This window comes from Paenibacillus liaoningensis, from assembly GCF_059609455.1.
In genome coordinates this window covers 304,988-327,646 of sequence record NZ_JCAALU010000003.1, presented here as the reverse complement: position 1 = coordinate 327,646, position 22,659 = coordinate 304,988, and the positions used below count along the sequence as shown (strand labels likewise).

General features: G+C 45.4%; 18 protein-coding genes. 17 read left to right on the top strand and 1 reads right to left on the bottom strand.

The window, feature by feature from the left end; all coding sequences use genetic code 11:
* Positions 1-3 precede the first annotated feature (3 nt).
* From AC6B99_RS05900 to AC6B99_RS05865, 8 genes are all read left to right on the top strand, one after another.
* A complete protein-coding gene (locus tag AC6B99_RS05900; RefSeq protein WP_494862726.1) occupies positions 4-1,752 on the top strand; it encodes a histidine kinase in 1,749 nt (582 codons plus the stop codon).
* A gap of 123 nt (positions 1,753-1,875) precedes the next feature.
* The gene (locus AC6B99_RS05895) at positions 1,876-3,567 is read left to right on the top strand and encodes an ABC transporter substrate-binding protein (protein ID WP_496662982.1); all 1,692 of its coding nucleotides are present in this window, start codon (positions 1,876-1,878) and stop codon (positions 3,565-3,567) included.
* Positions 3,568-3,767: 200 nt separating this feature from the next.
* Positions 3,768-4,640, top strand: coding sequence for an ABC transporter permease subunit (locus tag AC6B99_RS05890; protein ID WP_494862901.1), 873 nt, complete (start codon positions 3,768-3,770; stop codon positions 4,638-4,640).
* 23 nt (positions 4,641-4,663) lie between these two features.
* A complete protein-coding gene (locus AC6B99_RS05885) occupies positions 4,664-5,590 on the top strand; it encodes a carbohydrate ABC transporter permease (RefSeq protein WP_056033355.1) in 927 nt (308 codons plus the stop codon).
* Positions 5,591-5,769: 179 nt separating this feature from the next.
* Positions 5,770-6,114, top strand: coding sequence for an ArsR/SmtB family transcription factor (locus AC6B99_RS05880; RefSeq protein ID WP_235533115.1), 345 nt, complete (start codon positions 5,770-5,772; stop codon positions 6,112-6,114).
* On the top strand, positions 6,111-7,511 hold the full coding sequence (locus tag AC6B99_RS05875) for an arsenic transporter (protein WP_496662981.1): 1,401 nt from the start codon (positions 6,111-6,113) through the stop codon (positions 7,509-7,511). The genes AC6B99_RS05880 and AC6B99_RS05875 overlap by 4 nt, the downstream gene beginning before the upstream one ends.
* Positions 7,512-7,527: 16 nt before the next feature.
* Positions 7,528-7,953, top strand: coding sequence for an arsenate reductase (thioredoxin) (gene arsC, locus AC6B99_RS05870; RefSeq protein ID WP_496662980.1), 426 nt, complete (start codon positions 7,528-7,530; stop codon positions 7,951-7,953).
* A gap of 38 nt (positions 7,954-7,991) precedes the next feature.
* Positions 7,992-8,657 carry an NAD(P)H-binding protein gene (locus AC6B99_RS05865; RefSeq protein ID WP_494862718.1) on the top strand — a complete coding sequence of 222 codons (666 nt, stop codon included), beginning with the start codon at positions 7,992-7,994 and terminating at the stop codon, positions 8,655-8,657.
* 12 nt (positions 8,658-8,669) lie between these two features.
* Here the strand turns inward: AC6B99_RS05865 and AC6B99_RS05860 are convergent, their stop codons facing one another.
* Positions 8,670-9,689 (bottom strand): HD domain-containing phosphohydrolase, encoded by a 1,020-nt coding sequence (locus AC6B99_RS05860; protein WP_494862716.1) that lies wholly within the window; start codon positions 9,687-9,689, stop codon positions 8,670-8,672.
* A 370-nt stretch (positions 9,690-10,059) separates the two neighbouring features.
* Here AC6B99_RS05860 and AC6B99_RS05855 point away from each other — a divergent pair, with 370 nt between their 5' ends.
* The 9 genes from AC6B99_RS05855 (at position 10,060) to AC6B99_RS05815 (ending at position 22,559) form a co-directional block, all read left to right on the top strand.
* Complete coding sequence (locus AC6B99_RS05855; RefSeq protein WP_496662979.1) at positions 10,060-11,613, top strand: response regulator; 1,554 nt, start codon at positions 10,060-10,062, stop codon at positions 11,611-11,613.
* A gap of 11 nt (positions 11,614-11,624) precedes the next feature.
* Complete coding sequence (locus AC6B99_RS05850) at positions 11,625-13,355, top strand: sensor histidine kinase (protein WP_496662978.1); 1,731 nt, start codon at positions 11,625-11,627, stop codon at positions 13,353-13,355.
* A 125-nt stretch (positions 13,356-13,480) separates the two neighbouring features.
* Entirely contained in the window at positions 13,481-15,187 is a 1,707-nt protein-coding gene (locus AC6B99_RS05845; protein ID WP_056033377.1) for an ABC transporter substrate-binding protein, read from the top strand.
* Positions 15,181-16,137, top strand: coding sequence for an ABC transporter permease (locus tag AC6B99_RS05840; RefSeq protein WP_056033381.1), 957 nt, complete (start codon positions 15,181-15,183; stop codon positions 16,135-16,137). Before AC6B99_RS05845 ends, AC6B99_RS05840 begins: the two co-directional genes overlap by 7 nt.
* Positions 16,138-16,152: 15 nt before the next feature.
* Positions 16,153-17,073, top strand: a complete 921-nt coding sequence (locus AC6B99_RS05835) for a carbohydrate ABC transporter permease (protein WP_056033384.1) — start codon at positions 16,153-16,155, stop codon at positions 17,071-17,073.
* A 127-nt stretch (positions 17,074-17,200) separates the two neighbouring features.
* A complete protein-coding gene (xynC, locus tag AC6B99_RS05830) occupies positions 17,201-18,883 on the top strand; it encodes a glucuronoarabinoxylan endo-1,4-beta-xylanase XynC (protein ID WP_496662977.1) in 1,683 nt (560 codons plus the stop codon).
* A 148-nt stretch (positions 18,884-19,031) separates the two neighbouring features.
* Entirely contained in the window at positions 19,032-19,925 is an 894-nt protein-coding gene (locus tag AC6B99_RS05825; protein ID WP_496662976.1) for an ABC transporter permease, read from the top strand.
* Between the two features lie 6 nt (positions 19,926-19,931).
* Positions 19,932-20,828 carry a carbohydrate ABC transporter permease gene (locus tag AC6B99_RS05820; protein WP_496662975.1) on the top strand — a complete coding sequence of 299 codons (897 nt, stop codon included), beginning with the start codon at positions 19,932-19,934 and terminating at the stop codon, positions 20,826-20,828.
* A gap of 69 nt (positions 20,829-20,897) precedes the next feature.
* Positions 20,898-22,559, top strand: a complete 1,662-nt coding sequence (locus tag AC6B99_RS05815) for a type 2 periplasmic-binding domain-containing protein (RefSeq protein WP_496662974.1) — start codon at positions 20,898-20,900, stop codon at positions 22,557-22,559.
* Positions 22,560-22,659: the final 100 nt, after the last annotated feature.

Genomic DNA, 22,659 nt, shown 5'->3' with positions numbered 1-22,659 from the left:
GGGGTGTTCAAATTTAGTCTGCATCATTTGAAGCTGCGAAACAAGCTGATTTTCATCTATATCGTCTGCGTATTTATCCCCATTGTGCTGACGAACATTATGTTTTATAACGTCATGACCAATAAAATTAAAAATCAGAAAAAAGCAGACGCAGATCTGGCGATTACGCAGTTGAAAAAAGAACTTGGCGTTGCCATTGATGATGCGGCAGGCATTACCTATTTGTATTCCATTGATAAATCGCTCATCCATCATCTGAATACAGAATATAAAACCTACGATCAATATATCGAGTCGCTCGCGTCGATTTCCAACATTTTCAATCGTTCTGACAAGGAATATAAAATGTTGAGCTCGGCTGTAATCATGAGTGACAATCCGACTATTTTAGTCTCTGGCAATATAGTCAGACTTGATGAGGCAATCCTGGCCAGCGACTGGTATCAGCATGTGGAATATTACAACAATACGTATCCGTTTTTACATGTAACGCCGGACAAAATCAGTGTCATCCAGAAAATATCAGATCAGCGTTATCAAGCCTACGAGCATATGATAAAGATTGATCTAAACATGGAGTACATTGCTCAATTAATAGCATTGTCCAGCTTTGAGGGTGATATTTATATTTTGGACCCAAGCGGTCAGGTTCGCTACAGCCATCTGGTTAACGGGCAGTTGGGCGGCCAACTAACAGCAGGCGGTGGATTAACGGTCAATGAGATTAATAAGCCGGATAAACCAATTGTCATCCAAAAGCAATATCATGACAGACGCTATATGGAAGGCTGGACGTTATATGGTGTAATGGATGAAAAGAAGATGCTGTATGAGGTGCGGCAGTCAGGCCAATTTATTCTGTGGTTCGCAATCATAAATTTCCTTGTCCCTACCCTCATCATTATGATGGTATCCCGTTCCATCCATACACGAATAAAAGATATTTTAGTGCACATGAAGTCAGTGAGGAATAAAACGATTGGAAGAATCCCCTATAATCGGGAAAGGGATGAGATAGGCGAGCTTGCTGTTGAATTTAATCGGATGAGCGAGCGAATAGAAAATTTAATTAATGATGTTTATGTAGCGGATATTCAAAAAAAAGAGCTGGAAATACGTCAAAGACAGGCACAGCTTCATGCGCTGCACAGCCAAATCAATCCTCATTTTTTGTTTAATGCACTGGAAACGGTCCGTATGCGAAGCCTGATGAAGGGAGAATCAGAAACGGCCAACACCATTCATAATATGGCTAAAATATTTCGCAAGTCGATTTCGTGGAAGCGCAGCTTCGTTACGATACGTGATGAACTGGAATTGATTGAAAGCTTCTTGGAAATCCAAAAGTATCGGTTTGACAATAAGCTTCAGTTTCAAATTGCTGTTGAACAATCCTTATTGGAATACGAAATACCGAAGATGACTTTGTTGCCATTCGTAGAAAATGCCAGCATTCACGGCATTGAAAGCAGTCCCGGAATAGGCTTTATTACCATTCAAATTGGACAAGATAAGGGACGAATATTATTTGTTATTGCCGACAATGGCGGCGGCATGAGCGAAGAAAAATTGGAGGAGCTGCATCATTACTTTTCCGAGGATGTTACAATGGGCGATTCAGTAGGCATGAAAAATGTGTTAACACGTTTGAAACTTTGCTACGGCGATGCGTTTGATTATACGATTAACAGTCATGCGGGGAAAGGCACACGTATTATGTTGCGCTTGCCAATGGGAAATGCAAGTCATTAAATCAGCCTATTAGATCCTTTACTTTACGAAGAATATTCTAAGGTTTGCGGTGTAACATTGCGCCCTCATTTCTTTTATAATGAAAGTGCTTACATTTATTGTGGCAAGAAAGGGGACAAAGTTATGATCAACAAGAAATGGCTAAAGACAAGTATGGCAATTATAATGGCTTCGGCAATGCTTATTGCAGGCTGCAGTAATGATGGAGAAAAGAACGCTGGAAACAAGGAGGCAGGTAAGGCGGAGGGCTCCGAAGTAAGTACAGAGCCGGTGACCTTTACTTACTTTGGCTTCGGTTCGAACAAGGATGTGCTTGCCAGCGACACGACCATTGGCAAGGTGCTTCAACAACAAACAGGTGTAGACTGGAAGATGGAATTTGTCGTCGGCGATGCGAGCACAAAATCTGGCGTTATGATTGCCGGAGGAGAATATCCCGACGTCATATCACCAGTTGCGGAGCTTGAAAAGCTGATTGATGCAGGAGCGCTTATTCCGCTAAATGATTTAATCGAGGAGCATGCCCCGAACATTAAGCGGGTATATGGCGATTACATGGATAAAATCAAGAGCGAGGACGGAAATATTTATATTCTTCCATATACCGCCAATGTCAACGGATATTTGACTGAGCCGGACGTTGGGCAAGGCGCTTTCTGGATTCAGCGCCGCGTATTGAAGGAATTTGGCTACCCTGAAGTGAAGACACTCGATCAATATTTTGAGCTGATTGAGAAATATCAAGCCAAATATCCTACGATGGACGGTAAAAGTACAATCGGATTCATAACATCCGCTGGTGTGTCAGGTGATTTCTACTCGATTACGAACGTGCCTATGCATTTAGCCGGATATCCAAACGACGGCAACGTAATGGTTGATATGAACACCCATGAAGCTAAAGTTTATGCAGCCTCGGATTACGAGAAGAAATGGCTGACTGCCTTGAACGATATAAACAGCAAAGGCTTGCTTGATCCAGAGACCTTTACAGCTAACAAGGACCAGTATCTTGCAAAGCTTACTTCCGGTCGTGTACTTGGATATTTCAACTATGGGTGGCAGACAGGAGATGCTACTAACAACCTTAAAGCTGCTGGCAATGACGATCTTCGTTATGTAGGGCTCCCAATCGTTTTCGACGAAAGTATTAAAGATGCTTACATCGATCCGCCTGCATTTGTCAACAATCGCGGGATCGGGATTTCCGTTAGTGCAAAGGACCCTGTCCGTATTATTAAATATTGGGACAACCTGTTGACCGAAGAAAATCAGAAGCTGGTTCAATGGGGGCAAGAAGGTGAAACCTATTCCGTGAATGAAGAAGGCCGCTTCGTAATGGATAAGGAACAGCTTGCCAATCGTAATGACAATGAGTTTAAACGTTCCTACGGATGGGCGTATTTTGATTATGAATGGCCGCGTTATGGCAGCAACTCTATATTTGAGGATGGCAATTCCTACACTGTAGGCAATCAGCCCGAAGTAGCGGCCGCGAATTATACAGAAGGTGATCTGTTATTGCTTGATGCCTATAATGTGGAAACCTTCTCCAAAATGTTTGCGCAGCCGGTAGAACGACCATGGTATCCTGCGTGGAGTATTTTGAAAGAGCAAGGCTCTCCCGAACAGATTTTCAATCAAAAATCCGAAGATTTGCAAAAGAAATACTATCCGAAACTGGTGTTTGCATCTAAGTCAGCTTATGAATCCATCTGGAATGAGTATGTGAAAGAATTTGGCAAGCTGGACGTTGCTGGCTTTGAAGCATTTATTACAAACAAGGTGAAGGAACGTGTTGCAGGTAATTGGTAAGCTTGAATAGGTATCGAATATGAGATGAGGCTAGGAAAAGGTGGGGTTAACTCCGCCTTTTTATTCCAAAATTTTGTATTATTAGAAATTTATATATAAAGGAGACATCTGGAGTGGGGAAACAGACTGAGCTAATTGTAGCAACGGCTACTGGCCGCTTGCACAAAACAAACTTATTGAAAAGACTATCCAAGCAGAAAATGCTAATGCTGATGTCTTTGCCATTTTTAGCTTGGGTCATTTTATTCAAGTACGTTCCGCTTTGGGGCTGGACGATCGCTTTTCAAAAGTTCAAGCCGGCTAAGGATATTTTTGATCAAACCTGGGTAGGGCTTGATAACTTCACGTTTTTATTTAAAGAAGAGGCCTTTTATCTCGTACTGCGCAACACGATTGTTATGAGTTCCATTAATCTCGTATTAGGATTTTTAACAGCCATTGTATTAGCACTGCTGCTTAATGAGCTGCGCAGCGTTTATTTCAAAAGAACGGTGCAAACGATTAGCTATTTACCCCATTTTATTTCCTGGGTTGTTGCGGCAAACATTGTGCAAACCGCACTTTCTCCCGAAGGTATTGTCAACATCCTGCTGCTGAAGCTGCAGTTGATTGACCAGCCTATTCTCTGGTTAGGTAAAGGAGAATATTTCTGGGGCATTCTTGGGATATCTGAAATTTGGAAAAATGTAGGCTGGAACACCATCATCTATCTCGCTGCCATTTTAACGATTGACCCTGCGCAATATGAAGCGGCAGAAATGGATGGAGCATCACGTTTTCAGCGTATTTGGCATATTACGCTTCCTGGCATGAGACCGGTTATTGTCATTTTATTAATTATGAATCTTGGATTTATTCTTGAATCCGGATTTGAGCCGCAATACTTGCTCGGCAATAGCATGAACGTGGACTATTCAGAAAATCTTGATATATTCGTTTTGAAATATGGCATGCAGATGAATAACTATGGTTTGGCAACTGCAGCCGGTATGTTTAAAACGGTTGTCAGCTTTATCTTTCTGATCGCAGCGAACCATATTGCGAAACGGTTGGGTCAAAGCAGGCTCTACTAATCATGTGCAAGGAGGCGATCACTATGAGTCAAGCCAAATCAACTCGTAAAGCATACTTTTCTTCCCCAGATAAAATATTCGATGTGTGCAATATCATTTTTATGCTATTGCTGATCGTTGTAACGCTGTATCCTTTTTTGAATATGTTTGCTCTTTCATTTAATGATGCCAATGATTCCATACGTGGGAATATCTATATTTGGCCTCGTGATTGGACGCTGCGAAATTATGAATACATCTTCAATGAGTCCTCTATTTTTCATGCGACCTTTATTTCTGTAGCGCGCACGATAGTGGGGACGGTAGTCTCTGTGTTTTGTACAGCGATGCTAGCCTATACAATCAGTCGCCCTGAATATGTTTTCAAAAAGTTTGTGACGATCATTTTTATTTTTACGATGTATTTTAGCGGAGGTTTAATTCCGAACTACTTGCTGACGAAAGAGCTGGACTTGCTGAACACCTTTTGGGTATATATTATTCCCGGAATTATCGGTGTGTTTAACATGATTGTCATTCGTTCCTTTATAGAAGGCTTGCCCGAAGGAATTATGGAGTCGGCGAGAATGGATGGCGCTGGGGACTTTACGACGTTTATGCGAATTGTTCTGCCTCTTACAGTGCCAGCCCTCGCCACGGTTTCGCTATTTGTAGCGGTTTATCAATGGAACTCCTGGTTTGATGTTTTTCTATATAATTCTTCCAGTATAAATCTAAGTACACTGCAATATGAACTGATGAAGGTACTCTCAACGTCAAGCACCACTACCAGCACGGGCGGATCAGCAGCTGATGCCTTTGCCAATGCGCAGGGCAATGTAACGATGGTGACACCGACTTCCATTCGAGCAACGATGACGATTGTTGCCAGTCTGCCGATTATTATCGTTTACCCATTTCTGCAAAAGTATTTTGTACAAGGGATGACTGTCGGCGGTGTGAAGGGATAACGGAAGATTTTTGACTGCAAGCCAAGTGAAATCAGGCATTCACGCCTGATTTCACTTGGCTGTTCTTTTTTTCCCGACTTTACAAAAGCTTAACATATTCGCCATTGATTATATAAGTGTTTGATTATATGATTACGCCATGAGGATTAGTTAATTAGACATATAGGGAGGTGCCGCATATGGAACAAAATATGGAACAAAAAATTCATCAGATGGCGGAAGCCTATAAATTGTTAGCGGATAAAACACGGTTAACCATCATTGCTTTGTTGAAAGAACGGGAGCTTTGTGTCTGCGATATAACCGAAATGATTGGGATGTCACAGCCGAACGCCAGCCAGCACCTTCGAAAGCTGAAAGCAGCAGGGCTGCTGAGTGAAAAGAAAAAGGGGCAGTGGGTCTATTATTCTTTAAACCCGGAAGCGGAAGCCTACGTACAATGTGTTTATGAATATTTACCTACCATGAAAGCACAAATAGCAGGCTTGAAAAATAACAGCTGCGGCATTCAGGGGGAGACATGACTGTCATTGCCGTTGTCATTTTTCTGCTCACCCTTGTATTTGTCATTTGGCAACCGAAGGGGTTAAGCATTGGCTGGTCGGCAACGGCCGGAGCGGTGCTTGCACTTCTCATGGGAGTGGTGAGCTTCGCTGATGTTGGCGCGGTTGCAGGGCTTGTATGGAATGCTACCCTTGCCTTTGTAGCAATCATTTTAATTTCGCTGATTTTAGACGAAATTGGTCTTTTCGAATGGGCAGCGCTGCATATGGCCCGCCTCGCAAAAGGAAATGGCAAGCTTATGTTTGCGTATGTCATTTTGCTTGGAGCTGCTGTAGCTGCATTTTTTGCAAACGACGGTGCCGCATTAATTATTACCCCGATCGTGCTTTCCATGGTGAGGGCTTTGAAATTTGAACATAAAATGATTTTGCCTTTTATTATGGCGAGCGGGTTTATTGCAGACACTGCTTCTTTGCCTCTAGTTGTGAGTAATTTAGTTAATATCGTATCTGCCGATTATTTTGGAATCGGGTTTGCAGAGTATGCCAGCCGTATGATCGTTCCGGGATTCTTCTCCATTATTGCAAGCCTAATCATGCTCTACCTGTTGTTTAGAAATAGCATACCGAAAAATTACGAGCTAGCTCAATTAAAGAAGCCAGTTGATGCCATCAAGGATAAGAGACTATTCAAGCTTTCCTGGATCATTTTAGCTGTATTACTGTTGGCGTATTTCGGCAGCGAATTCTTCTCCATTCCGGTTTCGATTGTAGCGGGTATAGCTGCTGGCGGATTTCTTATTGCAGCCCGCAACAGTCCAATCATTCATACGAAAAAGCTGATAAAGGAAGCTCCATGGACGGTCGTCATTTTCTCCTTGGGCATGTATGTTGTCGTATATGGCTTGCGAAATGCGGGACTGACGGATGCCCTTGGAAGTGTGCTTCAAACGGTTGCGGATAAGGGATTGTTTATGGCCACGGTGGGAATGGGCTTCATTGCCGCGATATTGTCTTCCTTAATGAATAATATGCCGACAGTCATGATTGACGCGTTAGCTATAAATGGAACCCAAACGGAAGGGATGCTCCGTGAAGCATTGATTTACGCTAATGTGATTGGCTCTGATTTAGGTCCGAAGATTACACCGATTGGTTCACTCGCCACTCTTCTATGGCTTCATGTGCTTTCGCGCAAAGAAGTGAAAATTAGCTGGGGGTACTATTTTAAGATCGGTATTTTATTAACGGTACCAACCCTATTTATTACGCTTGCGGGGTTGTCTGCATGGCTATATTTCATCTACACAGTAAACCTTAACATCTGGATTTCCACTGTTTTGGTAGCTGCCGTCATCGTGTTGCTTACAGCGGTCTTGATGAAATGGCTGGGTAAAAAAGCAAGCCATCCATATTGAAAAAGGGGATTAGAAAATGGGGAAAAAACCACTTATTTATTTTTTGTGCACAGGGAACTCTTGCAGAAGCCAAATGGCCGATGGTTTTTTGAAATTAGTGGGCGGGGATAAATATGAAGTGAAAAGCGCGGGGCTTGAAGCACATGGCTTAAATCCGCGTGCCGTTCAAGTGATGAAAGAAGCGGGTGTCGATATTAGCAGCCATACGTCCGATGTCATTGACCCTGGAATTCTAAATCATGCTGATTATGTCATTACTCTTTGTGGGCACGCAGACGAGCATTGTCCTGTCGTTTCCAATCCGAACGTGACCAAATGGCACTGGGGCTTTGATGATCCGGCAAAAGCAGCAGGAACAGAGGAAGAGATCATCGCTCAGTTCCGTATCGTTCGCGATTCAATTAAACAACGCATTGAACATTTCGTTCAAGAAGGCAAGTAATCGGTTTGATTGATCTTGAAAAAAAGGGGGGCAGTCAAATGAACAGAACAGCTGTAGTGGCGGGAGCCACAGGCTTAATTGGCAAAGAGCTGGTTCAATTGTTGCTTAACGATGTGGCATATAGGGCCGTAACGATTCTTGTTCGGCGGCCAACGGGCATGGTGCATCCAAAGCTCGTAGAGCAAATCATCGATTTTGACCAATTGCAGCAAGCTGATGTACAGATGGGCGGTGCAGATGTGTTTTGCACACTCGGTACCACAATCAAGAAGGCTGGGAGTCAGGATGCTTTTCGAAAAGTAGACTATCAATACCCGCTATCGCTTGGACAATTGGCGAGCAGGCAAGGAGCAAGACAGCTATTGCTTGTATCTGCAATCGGGGCAAATCCATCATCGCGAGCCTTCTATAATCGTGTGAAGGGGGAAGTGGAAGAAGCGCTGAGCAGTCTCAAGCTTCCGGTTTTGCATATACTCCGTCCTTCGCTGCTGCTTGGAGAGCGGGAGGAATTCCGGTTCGGGGAACGAATCGCCGCATCGTTGTCGGTCTTGCTTTCTCCATTGTTTTCGGGACCGCTCAGAAAATATGCTCCTGTGCAGGCCAGTACTGTTGCCAAAGCCATGATTTTTGCAGCGAAAAGCAATCAGGCAGGCATTCATATTCATGAGAATGAGCATATCGTAAAGCTAAAGCAGGAAAAATAAAACAGCTGCGGTCTAGGACGTTATTTTCAGGTCCGAGACTGCAGCTGTTTCTTTATTTAAGGGTTGCTCTATGGTTGGCTTAGCAGAATGCTTGGATAATAGTTTCGGACCTTCCCGCTTCCAGATGTTCATAAAGGCTTTGACTACATCGGGATCAAATTGGGTTCCAGCATTTTTCCGAATTTCCTCTATCGCAAACTCAACATCGAGCTCGCCTCTGTACACCCTCTTAGAGGTCATGGCATCGAACGTATCAGCAACAGCCATAATTCTAGCTGCAATCGGAATTTCGCTCTGTCCAATGCGGCTCGGATAGCCGCGGCCGTCAAATCTTTCATGATGATGAAGAATCATATCCAAAATGCCGGAGCGTTTAAGATGGGAAATATGACTTAGCATTTCATAACCCGTATTAGGATGCTCCTTAATAATTTCAAATTCTCCGTCCGTTAATCGGGATGGTTTGAGGAGAATATGCTCGGGTACACCGATCTTCCCAATATCGTGAAGAATTCCGCCAATATAAATGCGTTCGCATGCCAGCTTGGACATCTTCATTTCTTCAGCAATTTTCCTCGAGTAATAAGCCACGTTATCGGAGTGATCAGCCGTATAATGATCCCTTGAATCCAAGGCTTTAGCTAGTGTAAAGGTGAGCTGAAGCATATTTTGCTTCTGTCTATTGTAATACAAAATCATAAACGAAATAGAAGAGGAGGTTAAGAAATACGTAACGACTAAAGTGAAGACTCTCAAGAGGAATTCATCTTGAATGAGAAATGCCGGCTGCCGCTCCAAATAAACTCTAAAGAAAACGATAAGAACGACGAGCACGCTACGAATCCAGGCTTCCTTCCAAAAAGAAAGGCCTACCAGTAAGCTGAGCATTAAATAAGCAAACTGAAACAATATGTAATTTTCGAAACAAAAGTCGGCCGCAATGACAGCAAGAAATGCGATTCCGAATAAGAAGCGGCTTGTATATTTACTAAGAATAAAGGTTTCCGCTTGATGAGCGATGTAATTTTTCATAGGACTGAGGACCTCTGCAATCATTCGATTCATTTCTAAATTATGTATTTAAATAAATTAAATTATATCACATTCTAAAGCGCGACCTCCATATAAATTACTAGCGTTGCTTAAAAGAGCCTCTTAGAAGTTGTTCTTCTAATTGGATAAAATATGTAAATGTGTTAACATGAGTATGGTGTTGGGCAAGGCGCCCGCATTAGCTTCGTCAACCATTTGTACCATTGCTATATACTGTGCCTCACTAAAACTCCCAAATCCGCGCATATCCGCAAAGATTATTTAGGGGGTTTTTTATCATTTTGATTTATTTGATAGCGCTTACAAATGAGAGGGCTTCTATTTTTAATGAAGGAAGGGATAATGGACAATGCTCAAAGTACTGCTGACAGACGATGAGGTGTTTGTTCGGAAAGGGCTGATGGAACTCATCCCATGGGAAGAAATGAAGTTCATTGTAGTAGGGGAGGCAAACAATGGCAAGGAAGCGCTGGAAATGATTGAGGATTTGGAGCCGGATTTAGTCATTACGGACATACGCATGCCGCTCGTGGATGGGCTTGACCTGATCCGAAGTGTGAAGGAGAATACCCAGCTTGACCCGGTCTTCATCATTATTAGCGGCTATAACGACTTTAAATATGCGCAGCAGGCTCTTCGCTATGGGGTACATGACTATATTATGAAGCCTATTGATGAAGAGGAAATAACAGCAGCTTTACGGAAGCTGACCTACAGCATCGGAGAGCGAAAAAAGGCTTTGCTGTCCGGAGACAAACAGGCAGGCAACCCCATTCTAGAAGCGCTGATGCAGGGAGCTTTGAATAGAAAGGAGGCGGAGCAATATTCTTCGATGCTGGGCATGCCAGAAGGTGCAAGCATGATGTATGTCTTGGTCGACGTTTATGCCGCTCCGCAGGAGCAGCTGGCCGATATGAGGACATTTCAGGAAGCACTGCACTCTCTTGAGGAGCAAAGAGGAGATATTCCCGTCATCGAGCTGCAGCCGGGCAAGTTTGGGCTGCTGTTAAACGTGGACTGGATGCATAACAGAGCTGGCGGAATCGGGCCGTTTCTGGAAAGGCTTCGCACAGCCCTTTCCCGTCGCCTGAGCGTCGACATCGGCATTTATGCGGGCAATTCCGTCGATCATGTAGCAGAGCTTCGCCGTTCCTTTCTGGAGGCTAGCGAAGCGGCCCGGCACAAGTATGCCGAACGCGGCGTAATTTGGTACGCAAAAATTAATAATAGGCCTTTGTATGTTTTTGATATTAGTCCAGACATTTCAAACAAGCTGATCTTGCAGCTGGAAGAAGGCAGCAGGGAAGCATACCGCCAAACGGCGGAGGGCATGTTTCGATTGTTCCGTGAGCAGCGTTTCACTCCGCAAGCCGTAACAGGGTCCCTCTCCCGATGCATCACCGGAATTATAGCCGTAATTAAGGAAATGGACGGCAGCGAGGAGGAAGTTCGGCGGCTAAAGGAACTGGCTGAACGGGAACACGGCAATTGGAGCTTACAGCTGTTGGAGGAGCATTTCATGCTGGCGCTTGCGGAAGCGGAGGAGTACATTGCGTTGCTGCGTCAGGAGTGGTCCAGGAGCAGCATCAAGCAGATTAAAAACTATATTGACGCCCATTATAGCGAAAATATCAGTCTTAAATGCATCGCAGCAAGGTTTTATATGAATGCCTTGTATCTGGGCCGGCTTTTTCGCAAAAACTATGGCATTTATTTTAATGAATATTTACTGGAGCTTCGGGTAAAGGAAGCTAAAAAGCTGCTTCGGCAGACTGACCTGCGCATGTACGAAATCGCCGCCAGAGTCGGCTTTCAGAATGCGGATTATTTTGTCACCCAGTTCGAGAAGCTGGAAAAACGATCTCCGACAGAATATCGCAATAAGCTGAATATTAAAGAATAGGGGTTGCCCCAATGATGAAATTCAATTTGAACTACATGAAACTGCGCGACAAGCTGCTGCTTATGTACATACTGTCGGTATTTATCCCTATCGTTGTCACTAATGTGGTGTTCTATAACGTGACCACAGTCAATATTCGCAGCCAAAAAACCCGGGATGCGGACATGGCGTTAAACAATCTCAAAAACGATTTGCGCGTAACGATTGACCAAGGCGTTGGTTTGTCCTATTCCCTATATGCTGATCCCATCTTTAACAAAACAGTTGCCAGACGTTTTTCCAGTCAGATGGATTACATTAATACTTATCAGTCTTATCTGAGTGGGGCGTTTTCTGATCAAAACGTACAAGGTGTCCGCTGGTATCAGGTGTATACAGATAACCCCACTGTTTTGTCTTCAGGCTATATTGATCGCTTGACCGAAACGCTTCGGCAGTCCGACTGGTATATCCAGTCTAAGTCCTCTTCCGCTCTTTATCCGGCTTTTGTTTATTCGGACAACAAACTCAGCCTCATTCAACAGTTAAACAATTACCACACCGGCGGTATTGAGCAGCTGGTGAAAATCGATTTGAACATGGACTTGCTCGCCCAAAAATTCGGGAGCAGCGCCTTTGGCGGCAAGGTTTATTTGGTCGACCCTGAGGGACGGGTGTGCTTTGGCAATGAACGGGGAGGACAATGGCAGCAGGCAAACGTCCGGTTTGAGGACATTGCGCTTCCAAGAAATTCCCGTTTGTTCGAAGTCTCCTACGATGGAATTAGTTATTTGGAGGGGTGGACGCTGCAAGGCGTAATAAATGAGGAGGTCTTTCTTAGAGAGGTCCGCCATTCGCGTTCCATTGTCATTTGGCTCGCATGCATTAATTTTGTGCTGCCCTCTATCATTATTGCTGTAATGTCGAGGTCTCTGCATGTACGGCTGGTGCAGATTTTAAAGCATATGAAGAAGGTGAAAACGCAAACCTTTCAGACGATTCCCTACGAAGATGCCAGAGACGAAATCGGCCAGCTAACGATGGAATTCAATCGAATGATGGAAACTATTAATAATTTAATTAATGAGGTTTATATTGCGGATATCCAAAAGAAGGATCTGGAGCTGAAGCAGCAGCAGGCGCAGCTTCATGCCTTGCACAGCCAGATCAATCCCCATTTTCTATTTAACGCCCTGGAATCTGTCCGCATGAGGAGCGTCATCAAGGGGGAGCGGGAAACAGCAAAAATCATCCATCATATGGCTCAAATGTTCCGCCAGTCCATCTCTTGGAGCCGAAAATACGTGACGGTGCGTGAGGAATTGGAGCTGATAGGCAGCTTTCTGGAAATTCAGCAATACCGCTTTGGCGGCAAGCTGGACTACAGCATAGTAGCAGATCCGACAGCACTTAACCGTCGAATTCCAAAGATGGTCATTTTGCCTTTTGTGGAGAATGCCAGTATCCATGGAATTGAATCGAGTCCCGACAAAGGCATCATTGCGATCTCTGTCACCGAGCGGGAGGACAAGCTTCATATCAGATTAGACGACAATGGTATCGGCATGTCCCAGGCCAAGCTCGATGAGCTGTTTCAGTATTTGGAGGAAAATGACGATATAGGCGAGCGAGTTGGCATGAAAAACGCCTATTACCGTCTAAAGCTGTGTTACCAGAATCGTTTTGACTTCGCCATTCGTGCGGGTGAAGGGACGGGAACGCGAATAGAAATCACTCTGCCGCTTGAAGCTGGGCAGCCCTAACAGATTGAAAAGGATCGGTATGATTTTCAAAGAAGAAGGTATGCTTTGTCGGGTAATCAAGAAAGCGTTTTCTTGATATATTGAAAGGGCTTACAAATTTGTCAATGGAAGGGGAATTAGTTGAAATGTCCAAAAGCAAGGCAGTAATCGCTGGATTGGTTATTTTATTGGCGGCGACTTTTGGAGGATGCAGCAAGGCAGATAACGATATGCCTAACAGCGCCTCTAATAGCAAGTCCACATCCGATCCTTCCGCAGCAAGCGGAGAGGACCATACGGCGGCGACCTTTACGTATTATCATTTTTCGACAGGCAAGAAGGATACTCTGGCGAGTGAAACGGTCATCGGAAAAGAATTGCAGAAGCAAACCGGTGTCGACTGGAAGCTGGAATACGTCGTAGGCGACAGCACAACCAAAGCTGGAGTCATGATTGCCAGCGGAGATTATCCAGATGTGATTAGCTCTAGTGGCGAAATGGCGAAGCTGATGGACGCTGGAGCCTACATCCCGCTCGATGATTTGATTGAGGAGTATGGGCCCAACATCAAACGCGTATACGGACCTTACCTCGATAAGATGCGGCAGGAGGACGGGAAAGTTTACACCTTGCCGTATACGGCCAATCAGGGCGAGTATATCGGCAGTCCCAATATTGGCGGGGGAGCCTTCTGGATCCAGCGTTCGGTGCTGAAGGAGTTCAACTATCCGAAGATCACCACATTGGATGAATATTTTGATCTAATCAAGCAATACAGGGAGAAACATCCGACAATCGATGGCGCGGATACGATCGGATTCGTTTCCCTTGCCGGCGTCGCGAATAACTTCTTTACGCTGCAAAATCCTGCGATGCATCTTGCGGGATATCCTAACGACGGCAGTGTCATGGTCGATATGGAAACCCATGAGGCCAAGGTTGTGGCAGGAACCGACTATCAGAAAAGATGGATTCAGAAGCTGAACGAAGTGAACGCTGAAAAATTGTTTGATCCAGAATCTTTTACAATGAATAAGGATCAATACTTGGCCAAGCTGACCTCAGGACGTGTACTTGGCTACTTTAACTATGGATGGCAGGTGGGGGATGCTTCCAAAAACCTGTTGGCGGCTGGCATTGACGAGAAGCGTTATGCTCCGCTTCCGATTGTATTCGACAAAGGCATAAAAGATCAGTACATGGATCCGCCAGGATTTGTCGCCAACTACGCGGTCGGCATTTCCATCAAAGCCAAAGATCCCATTCGCATCATTAAATACTTCGATCATTTGCTGAAGGAAGAAAATCAAATCCTCGTTCAATGGGGGATCAAGGATCAAACCTATAGTGTAGATGACAATGGCCGTTTTTATTACGCGAGCGATGAGCAGCGCAAATACCATGATGATCTTGAGCTCAGTCGTACTTTTGGTTTTACCTACTTCGGAACAGACTGGCCGCGTTATGGCGGGGAGTCCACCCTATCAGACGGCAATGCCTTTAGCCCCGGCAATCAGCCAGAGGTAGCCTATGCCTCGTATACCGAAGGCGATAAAACGATTCTGAACGCTTATGGCGTCGAGACGTTCAGCGAGATGTTTTCCAAACCCGAAGCACGTCCATGGTTCCCGGCATGGTCCATCGCGCTGGAGCAAGGTTCTCCTGAACAAATTTTCACAATGAAGTCCGATGACCTGCAAAGAAGATATTTGCCTGCTCTGGTTATGGAGGTACCGTCCAATTTCGACAAGCTGTGGGAGGAGTATATCAGCGAGCTGAACAAGCTGGGCAAGAACACCTATGAGAATACGATGACCAAGATTGTAAAAGATCGCGTTGCAGGCAAATGGTGAGTAGAGCTAAGCGAGGTGTTGATAGACCAGATAAAAATAAAATAAAGCTGTTTTATCATCGCCTTATTCAGCAGAAAACGCTAGCGTTTATGTGTATTCCGTTCGTCCTCTGGGCTTTTATTTTTAAATATTTACCGCTTTGGGGCTGGACTATGGCCTTTCAAAACTTCAAGCCGGCAAAATCCTTCGGGGAACAGGAATGGGTAGGATGGCATCATTTCAACCTCTTATTCGCGGACAGTACCTTCTATCGTGTGCTGCGAAATACTCTGGTGATGAGCTCTATCAAATTAGTACTGGGCTTCGTTACGGCGATTACATTGGCTCTTCTGCTGAATGAGCTGAAAAATATCTTTTTTAAACGGTTCGTTCAGACCGTCAGCTATTTGCCGCATTTTATTTCTTGGGTAGTGGCGTCAAGCATTGTTCTGACGGTTTTATCTCCGGATGGCATCATTAATTTGCTGCTGAAGAAGCTCCATCTCATGGATAGCCCGGTGCTGTGGATGGGCAAGGGGGAATATTTCTGGGGAATTCTCGGGGCGACTGAGGTTTGGAAAGAGGTGGGCTGGAGCACGATTATTTATTTGGCCGCCATTAGTGCGATCGATCCTTCCCAATATGAAGCAGCTGAAATGGATGGAGCGGGTAGGCTTCAGCGCATAGTCAGCATAACGCTTCCCGGAATGAAGCCCGTAATCATCATTCTGCTAATCATGAACATGGGAAATATTCTTGAAGCTGGATTTGAGCCGCAATATTTGCTGGGCAACGGAATGAACATGGATTATTCGGAGAATCTCGACATATTCGTGCTGAAGTATGGTATGGGGACAGGCAACTTCTCCTTAGGAACGGCGGCCGGTATATTCAAAACGGTAGTCAGCTTCATCTTCCTTTTCTCCGCTAACTTTATTGCCAAGAAAATGGGGGAAAGCAGATTATTTTAAAAGGGGAGCTACGCCATGCAAAAAGGAAAAACGTCCCGTTTACGCACTTCCAGCTTTGGGGACCGAGTGTTTGATAGCTGCAACATCCTATTGATGATAGGGCTGATGATTGTCACGATTTACCCGTTCGTCAATATGATTGCCGTTTCCTTTAATGATGCTAACGACGCCATTAGGGGCGGGATTTATTTATGGCCACGGGAATGGACGATGGATAATTACAAGTATATTTTCGGAGAATCCGACGTTTATCACGCTACGCTCATATCGGCGCTGCGTACGATTATTGGAACTGTGGTGGCCGTATTTTGCACAGCGATGCTCTCCTATACCGTCAGCCGACAGGGATTCGTGCTGCGCAAGTTTGTTACGATGTTTTTCGTGTTTACGATGTATTTCAGCGGAGGTTTGATTCCCGGTTATTTGCTTATTCGGGATTTGGGCCTGATTAACTCCTTTTGGGTTTATATTGTTCCGGGCGTGATTGGGGTGTTCAACATGATCGTCATCCGTTCTTTCATTGAAGGTCTGCCGGAAGGCATTCTTGAATCGGCACGGATCGACGGTGCAGGAGAATTCACTACTTTCGTCCGCGTCGTATTGCCGCTGACCGTTCCAGTCATGGCTACCGTATCGCTGTTTGTAGCGGTAGGGCAATGGAACTCCTGGTTTGATGTGTTTCTGTACAATTCCTCCAATATCCAATTAAGCACGCTGCAGTACGAACTGATGAAAATTTTGCAAACATCCACGACGGCGGCCACGGCCACGGCTGGGGATATCTATCAAGCGGCGGGCGACAGCGGAACGATGGTGACGCCGACTTCGATCCGGGCTACTATGACGATCATTGCCAGCATTCCCATTCTGATGGTCTATCCGTTCCTGCAGAAATATTTTGTTCAAGGGATGACCCTCGGCGGTGTTAAGGGCTGAATGATACGGATAATGACTGCTTAAGGCAAAATGCAGCTTCATAGCTGAAAAAGGGGGTGGTCAGACGGTTGTTTAAACAACCGGATAAGTTTATAGGAAAAATTAATATTATAAGGAGATGAAAACAATGATCTCAAGTCTGAAAAAATCAATGTTTGTCTTATTGGCATGTTTAACTGCGCTTCCGTTAGTATTAACCGTGCCAGCTCCTCCTAAGGTTTCAGCAGCAAGTGATGCAGTCATTAATTTATCGGCAGAAAAACAATTGATACGAGGCTTTGGAGGAATTAACCACCCGGCTTGGATTGGGGACCTGACAGCGGCCCAAAGAGAAACCGCATTTGGCAATGGACAAAATCAGTTGGGCTTTTCTGTTCTAAGAATCTTTGTAGACGGTGATAGCAATAATTGGTACAGAGAAGTGCCGACTGCCAAACGTGCGATAGAGCAAGGCGCACTCGTCTTTGCTTCGCCATGGAATCCTCCTAGCAGTATGATCGAGACCTTCAATAAAAATGGTGATACTGCAGCCAAACGGCTTAAATACGATAAGTACGCTGCGTATGCGCAGCATCTTAATGATTTTGTCACGTACATGAAAAATAACGGTGTGAACCTGTATGCGATTTCGGTCCAAAATGAGCCAGACTACGCGCATGACTGGACATGGTGGACCCCACAAGAGATGCTTCGCTTTATGAAAGAAAATGCGGGATCCATTCAAAATACGAAGGTCATGGCACCGGAGTCCTTTCAATACCTGAAAAATATGTCAGACCCTATTCTGAATGATCCGCAGGCTCTTGCCAATATGGACATTCTTGGTGCTCATCTTTATGGTACAAGCGTTAACAATTTCGCTTATCCTCTGTTCAAACAAAAAGGAGCGGGCAAAGAGCTCTGGATGACGGAAGTATACTATCCAAATAGTAACAACAACTCGGCGGATCTCTGGCCCGAGGCATTGGATGTTTCCCATCATATTCACAGTGCTATGGTTGAAGGAGATTTCCAAGCCTATGTATGGTGGTATATCCGCAGACAATACGGCCCGATGAAAGAGGACGGCACGATCAGCAAACGCGGTTATAACATGGCTCATTTTTCCAAATTCGTTCGTCCTGGCTATGTAAGGGTTGATGCATCGAAGAGCCCTGAAACAAACGTGTTCACCTCTGCATATAAAGGCGACAACAAGGTGGTTATTGTTGCCATCAACAAAGGCACCTCGGCAGTCAATCAGAAATTTGTCCTGCAGAACGGGAATGCATCAACGGTATCTTCATGGGTAACAGACAGCACTAGAAATCTTGCAGCCGGATCGTCGATTAATGTGTCGGCCGGTTCCTTTACAGGCCAGCTTCCGGCCCAGAGTGTTACAACCTTTGTAGCTGAATTAGGCAGCGGTGGAGGCAGCAGCAGCGGTACCACTTATGAAGCGGAGACGGGTACAACATTGACCAGCTCCGCAGTAGAAACTATCAATACAGGCTATAGCGGCAGCGGATATGTCAACTTTAATGCTGCAACCGATGCAGCCATTCAGTGGAACAGCATCTATGCTGCGGTAACGGGAACTAAAAATGTAAAGTTCCGGTATGCGCTGGAGTCAGGGACGAGAAGTTTGGATATTTATGTTAACGGGACGAAGGTAATCAGCAATGCTGCCTTTACAGCGACCGGCAGCTGGACAATCTGGGGTGAGAAAACGATTCAGGTATCCATGAGCAGCGGGAACAATATTTTAAAAGTTGTAACGACGGGTACAGAGGGACCGAATATGGATAGTGTAAATGTTTCGGCTCAGTAGTAATAATTGCAAAAAGGCTTCGTCTCCTTTACATGGGGCGAAGCCTTTTCGTTATGAATTCTAATCAGAACGATAGATATCCAATCGCTGTTGCGTAGGAGTGCTCCGAATTTACCTTTATGATAGAAAGACCAAGGAGGGATGCAGATTGTACGCAAAGCTTTATAAGTATCGATGGCAATATTTAATGATTTTACCGGGCGTGGTCCTGCTGCTGCTTTTCAACTATATCCCTATGGTAGGGATACAGGTTGCATTCCGGGATTTCCAAATCGGAACATCCATATGGAATAGTGCTTGGGTTGGTTTAGATAATTTTTCCTTTATTCAAGACCCCCAGTTTTTTACTGTAGTCAAAAATACACTCTATATATCGGTGTTGAAATTTGTCTTCGGCTTTCCGGCACCTATCCTGCTGGCTCTGCTGATTAATGAAGTGACCCGGCCAGTGTTCAAGCGCTTCGTTCAATCGGTCAGCTACCTGCCTCACTTCTTCTCATGGATTGTAGTAGCCTACATTCTTCAATCCTTTTTGACGCTCGACAGCGGCCTGGTCAACCAGTTTATCAATCAAGCGGGTGGGGACTCCATCTTCTTCTTGGGCTCGACGGAATGGTTCCGGCCGATGGTGGTGTTAAGCGGCTTGTGGAAAGAAACAGGCTGGAATACGATTCTTTATTTGGCAGCGATTACGACGATTGACCCGCAGCTCTATGAATCCGCCAAGGTAGAGGGCGCAGGCAAGCTATCCCAAATTCGCCACATTACGATTCCGGGCATGCTGCCGACGATCTCGATCGTCCTGATCTTGAGTATTCCAAGCTTGATTACCGTGGGCATGGATCAAATTTATCCGCTCATGAATTCAGCTAACCAGGAAGTGGCCGACGTGCTGGATACGTATATTTTACGCAGCGGCCTGCAGCAAGGCTACTTTGGCATGGCAACTGCGGTTGGTTTGCTTTCCTCGATTATCAGTCTGATTTTAGTCGTGGGGACGAATCAGTTTTCAAGAAAAATAAACGGCGAAGGATTATGGTGATGGCGTATGAAGATGAGCAAAGGTGAAAATATTGCCCAATACGTCATCATAGCGCTGCTCGGCCTGCTGTGTGTATCCGTGCTTTATCCGTTTTTGTATATGCTGGCCATATCTTTGAATGACGGCGCAGATGCTGCCAAGGGCGGGGTTTACTTATGGCCGCGGAATTTTACCCTTATTAATTATGAGATCGTACTTGGCAATGAGATTATTCGGAATTCTTATCTGATCACGATTGGCAGGACCATCATTGGGACGGTTGGCGGACTGCTCGTTACGCTGCTTGTGGCGTACGGATTGTCCTATCGCGGACTTCCTTTTAGAGGCACCATTCTCGGCTATATTCTGATTACGATGCTGTTCAGCGGCGGCTTGGTTCCGTACTACATTCAGCTCAACAATCTGGGCTTGATTAATTCGTTCTGGGTATACGTTCTGCCGGGCCTCTTCTCCGTCTGGAACATGTTCGTCATGCTGAAATTTATTCAGGGCATACCGGAGGCGCTGGTGGAATCCGCTGAACTAGATGGAGCTGGACCGCTGCGAATTTTAATGCAGATGATTATTCCGCTATCCAAACCGATGCTGGCTGCACTAGGCTTGTTTACGGCAGTCGGCCATTGGAATGATTGGTTCGCGGGCGCCTTCTTCGTTACGAAGCAGGAATTGATTCCCGTTCAAACCTTCTTGCAGCAGCTCCTAGCTGCGTCGGATTTGTCTGCCGTACTCGGCTCCAACACGAATCAGGAGGCGCTGGCGAGAAGCTCGCAGCTGCAAAATATTACGCTGATGTCGATTAAAATGGCGGTTGTAATGGTCAGTGCAATTCCTATTCTTTGTGTTTATCCGTTTTTGCAAAAATACTTTGTCAAAGGAGTTCTTGTGGGCTCGGTCAAAGGCTGATTATTCGGGTATTAGAGCAACATTTATATACCGATTTGAAGTACAATCTTGTATAGGGGGAGTATGACAGTGAAATCTAAAAAGCGTTTCTTAACGGCATTAACCGTTGCCGTATCGCTGACCGTAATGGCGGGTTGTTCGAATTCTACAAACAATCAGCCAAGCAGCACCGATACAGGCAGCGCGGCAGCTGGCGGTTCAACCTCGTTCAATCTGTGGCTGGGATGGACGGCAACAACGAATAATGACAGCTTGGTCCAGAAGTATTGGCGCGAGAAAGAGCCGGGTGTTGATGTTAAGCTGGAGACGACACAGGGCGATGCAATGACAGCGCTTAATTTGAAAATTAACACAGGCGGCTTTGAGGATGCAGCGATTTTTGGCCGAAATGAAACGGTGAAGAGCGCCATGAACCGCTCGAAGCAGCTGATGTCTTTGGAGCAGTATTTCGATATGCCGGATAAATATCCGGGGCTGGCTGCGATTCCGAAGCAGTATCTCGAATTGATGAAGGATGCGGACGGACATATTTGGTCGATTCCGACCTGGTTTGACCAAAATCCTGAAGATCCATGGCCGGGCTGGGCATCGCAAGGATGGTCAGTCAGAACGGATGTGCTGGAAAGCGTTGGCATGACCATAGCTGATCTGGCTACTATTGAAGGCGTAGAGGCTTTTCTGAAAAAAGCGGCTGAGCAAAAGGATGCGTCAGGCAAAACGCTGCTTCCCCTTTCGTTTCTAATGGATACGAATGATACGCTCAGCTGGAGCGATGAGAACGCAATTCTCACCGCCTTTGGCGTCACGACGGGTGGCAGGGGAATCGAGAAAAAAGGCGATGATTTTGTATTCGCTTACGATGATCCGAACTTTAAGGCGGCTTATGCGTGGATGAACAAAATGTACGTCGCCAAGCTGATTGACCCAGAGGTCGTGACGAATAAAAAAGAGCAATATAATGAAAAAAATAAATCGGGACGTGTCGCGCTAAATGCGGGAAGCTTCTGGAATATTCCAACCTCCGTATGGGAGACGCTTGACGGTCCTACGGAGCCGGGATGGTTTTATGAAGTCGTTCCTTTCCCTAAAGTCCAAGGCGTAGAGAAAGTCGGCATCAATCAGGTCGTTAATCCGAATCCGGGATATGATGTGTATGTCAGCTCCAATACAAAAAACCTGGAAGCGATTTTAAAGTTTTTTGATTACACACTGCAGCCGAAGCCTGAACAACAGCATGTCATTAATGAAGGGCCAGTTGGACTGTACTGGGATTGGGTTGACCAGCCGCTTGGGAAATGGCAGTTCACGGATGAAGCTTATAAAACAAGCCGGAATTCGGGTGATGCGGCCCAAAAAGCGAAGGTTACGCCGGAGCTGTACATGGCTTCTTCCTACAGCAACGAGTGGTATCCGTGGTGGAACACAGCGGATGGCGGGAAAGCAGGAGCAGCCAAAACGATCAAATTCACCGAGGCGATCGGTAAAATGGGAAGTATCCGGGTTGCCGAGCCGTATGATTTGATTGAAATGAAGGCTGGCGGCCTATGGGAGAAATATTCCCCGGAAATCGAAAATATTCGCAAGGAATATAGAGCCAAGCTGCTGATGGCAAAAGATAGCGGCCAATTTGAGACGGAATGGACGAAGTTCCAGGAAGCTCTGGAGAAGCGCGGCCACTGGAGCGAGGTAAAAGAGGAATGGCTTGCATCTTACAAGGAGCAAGTAAAGTGAGAAAGTAAAATAAGCAAGTAAAAGCAGGACAATAAAATAAAGAATGGGCGGAGCATCCCTTCCTATTAGGAAGGGGGCTCCCTTTGCAGTTCATGGAGGA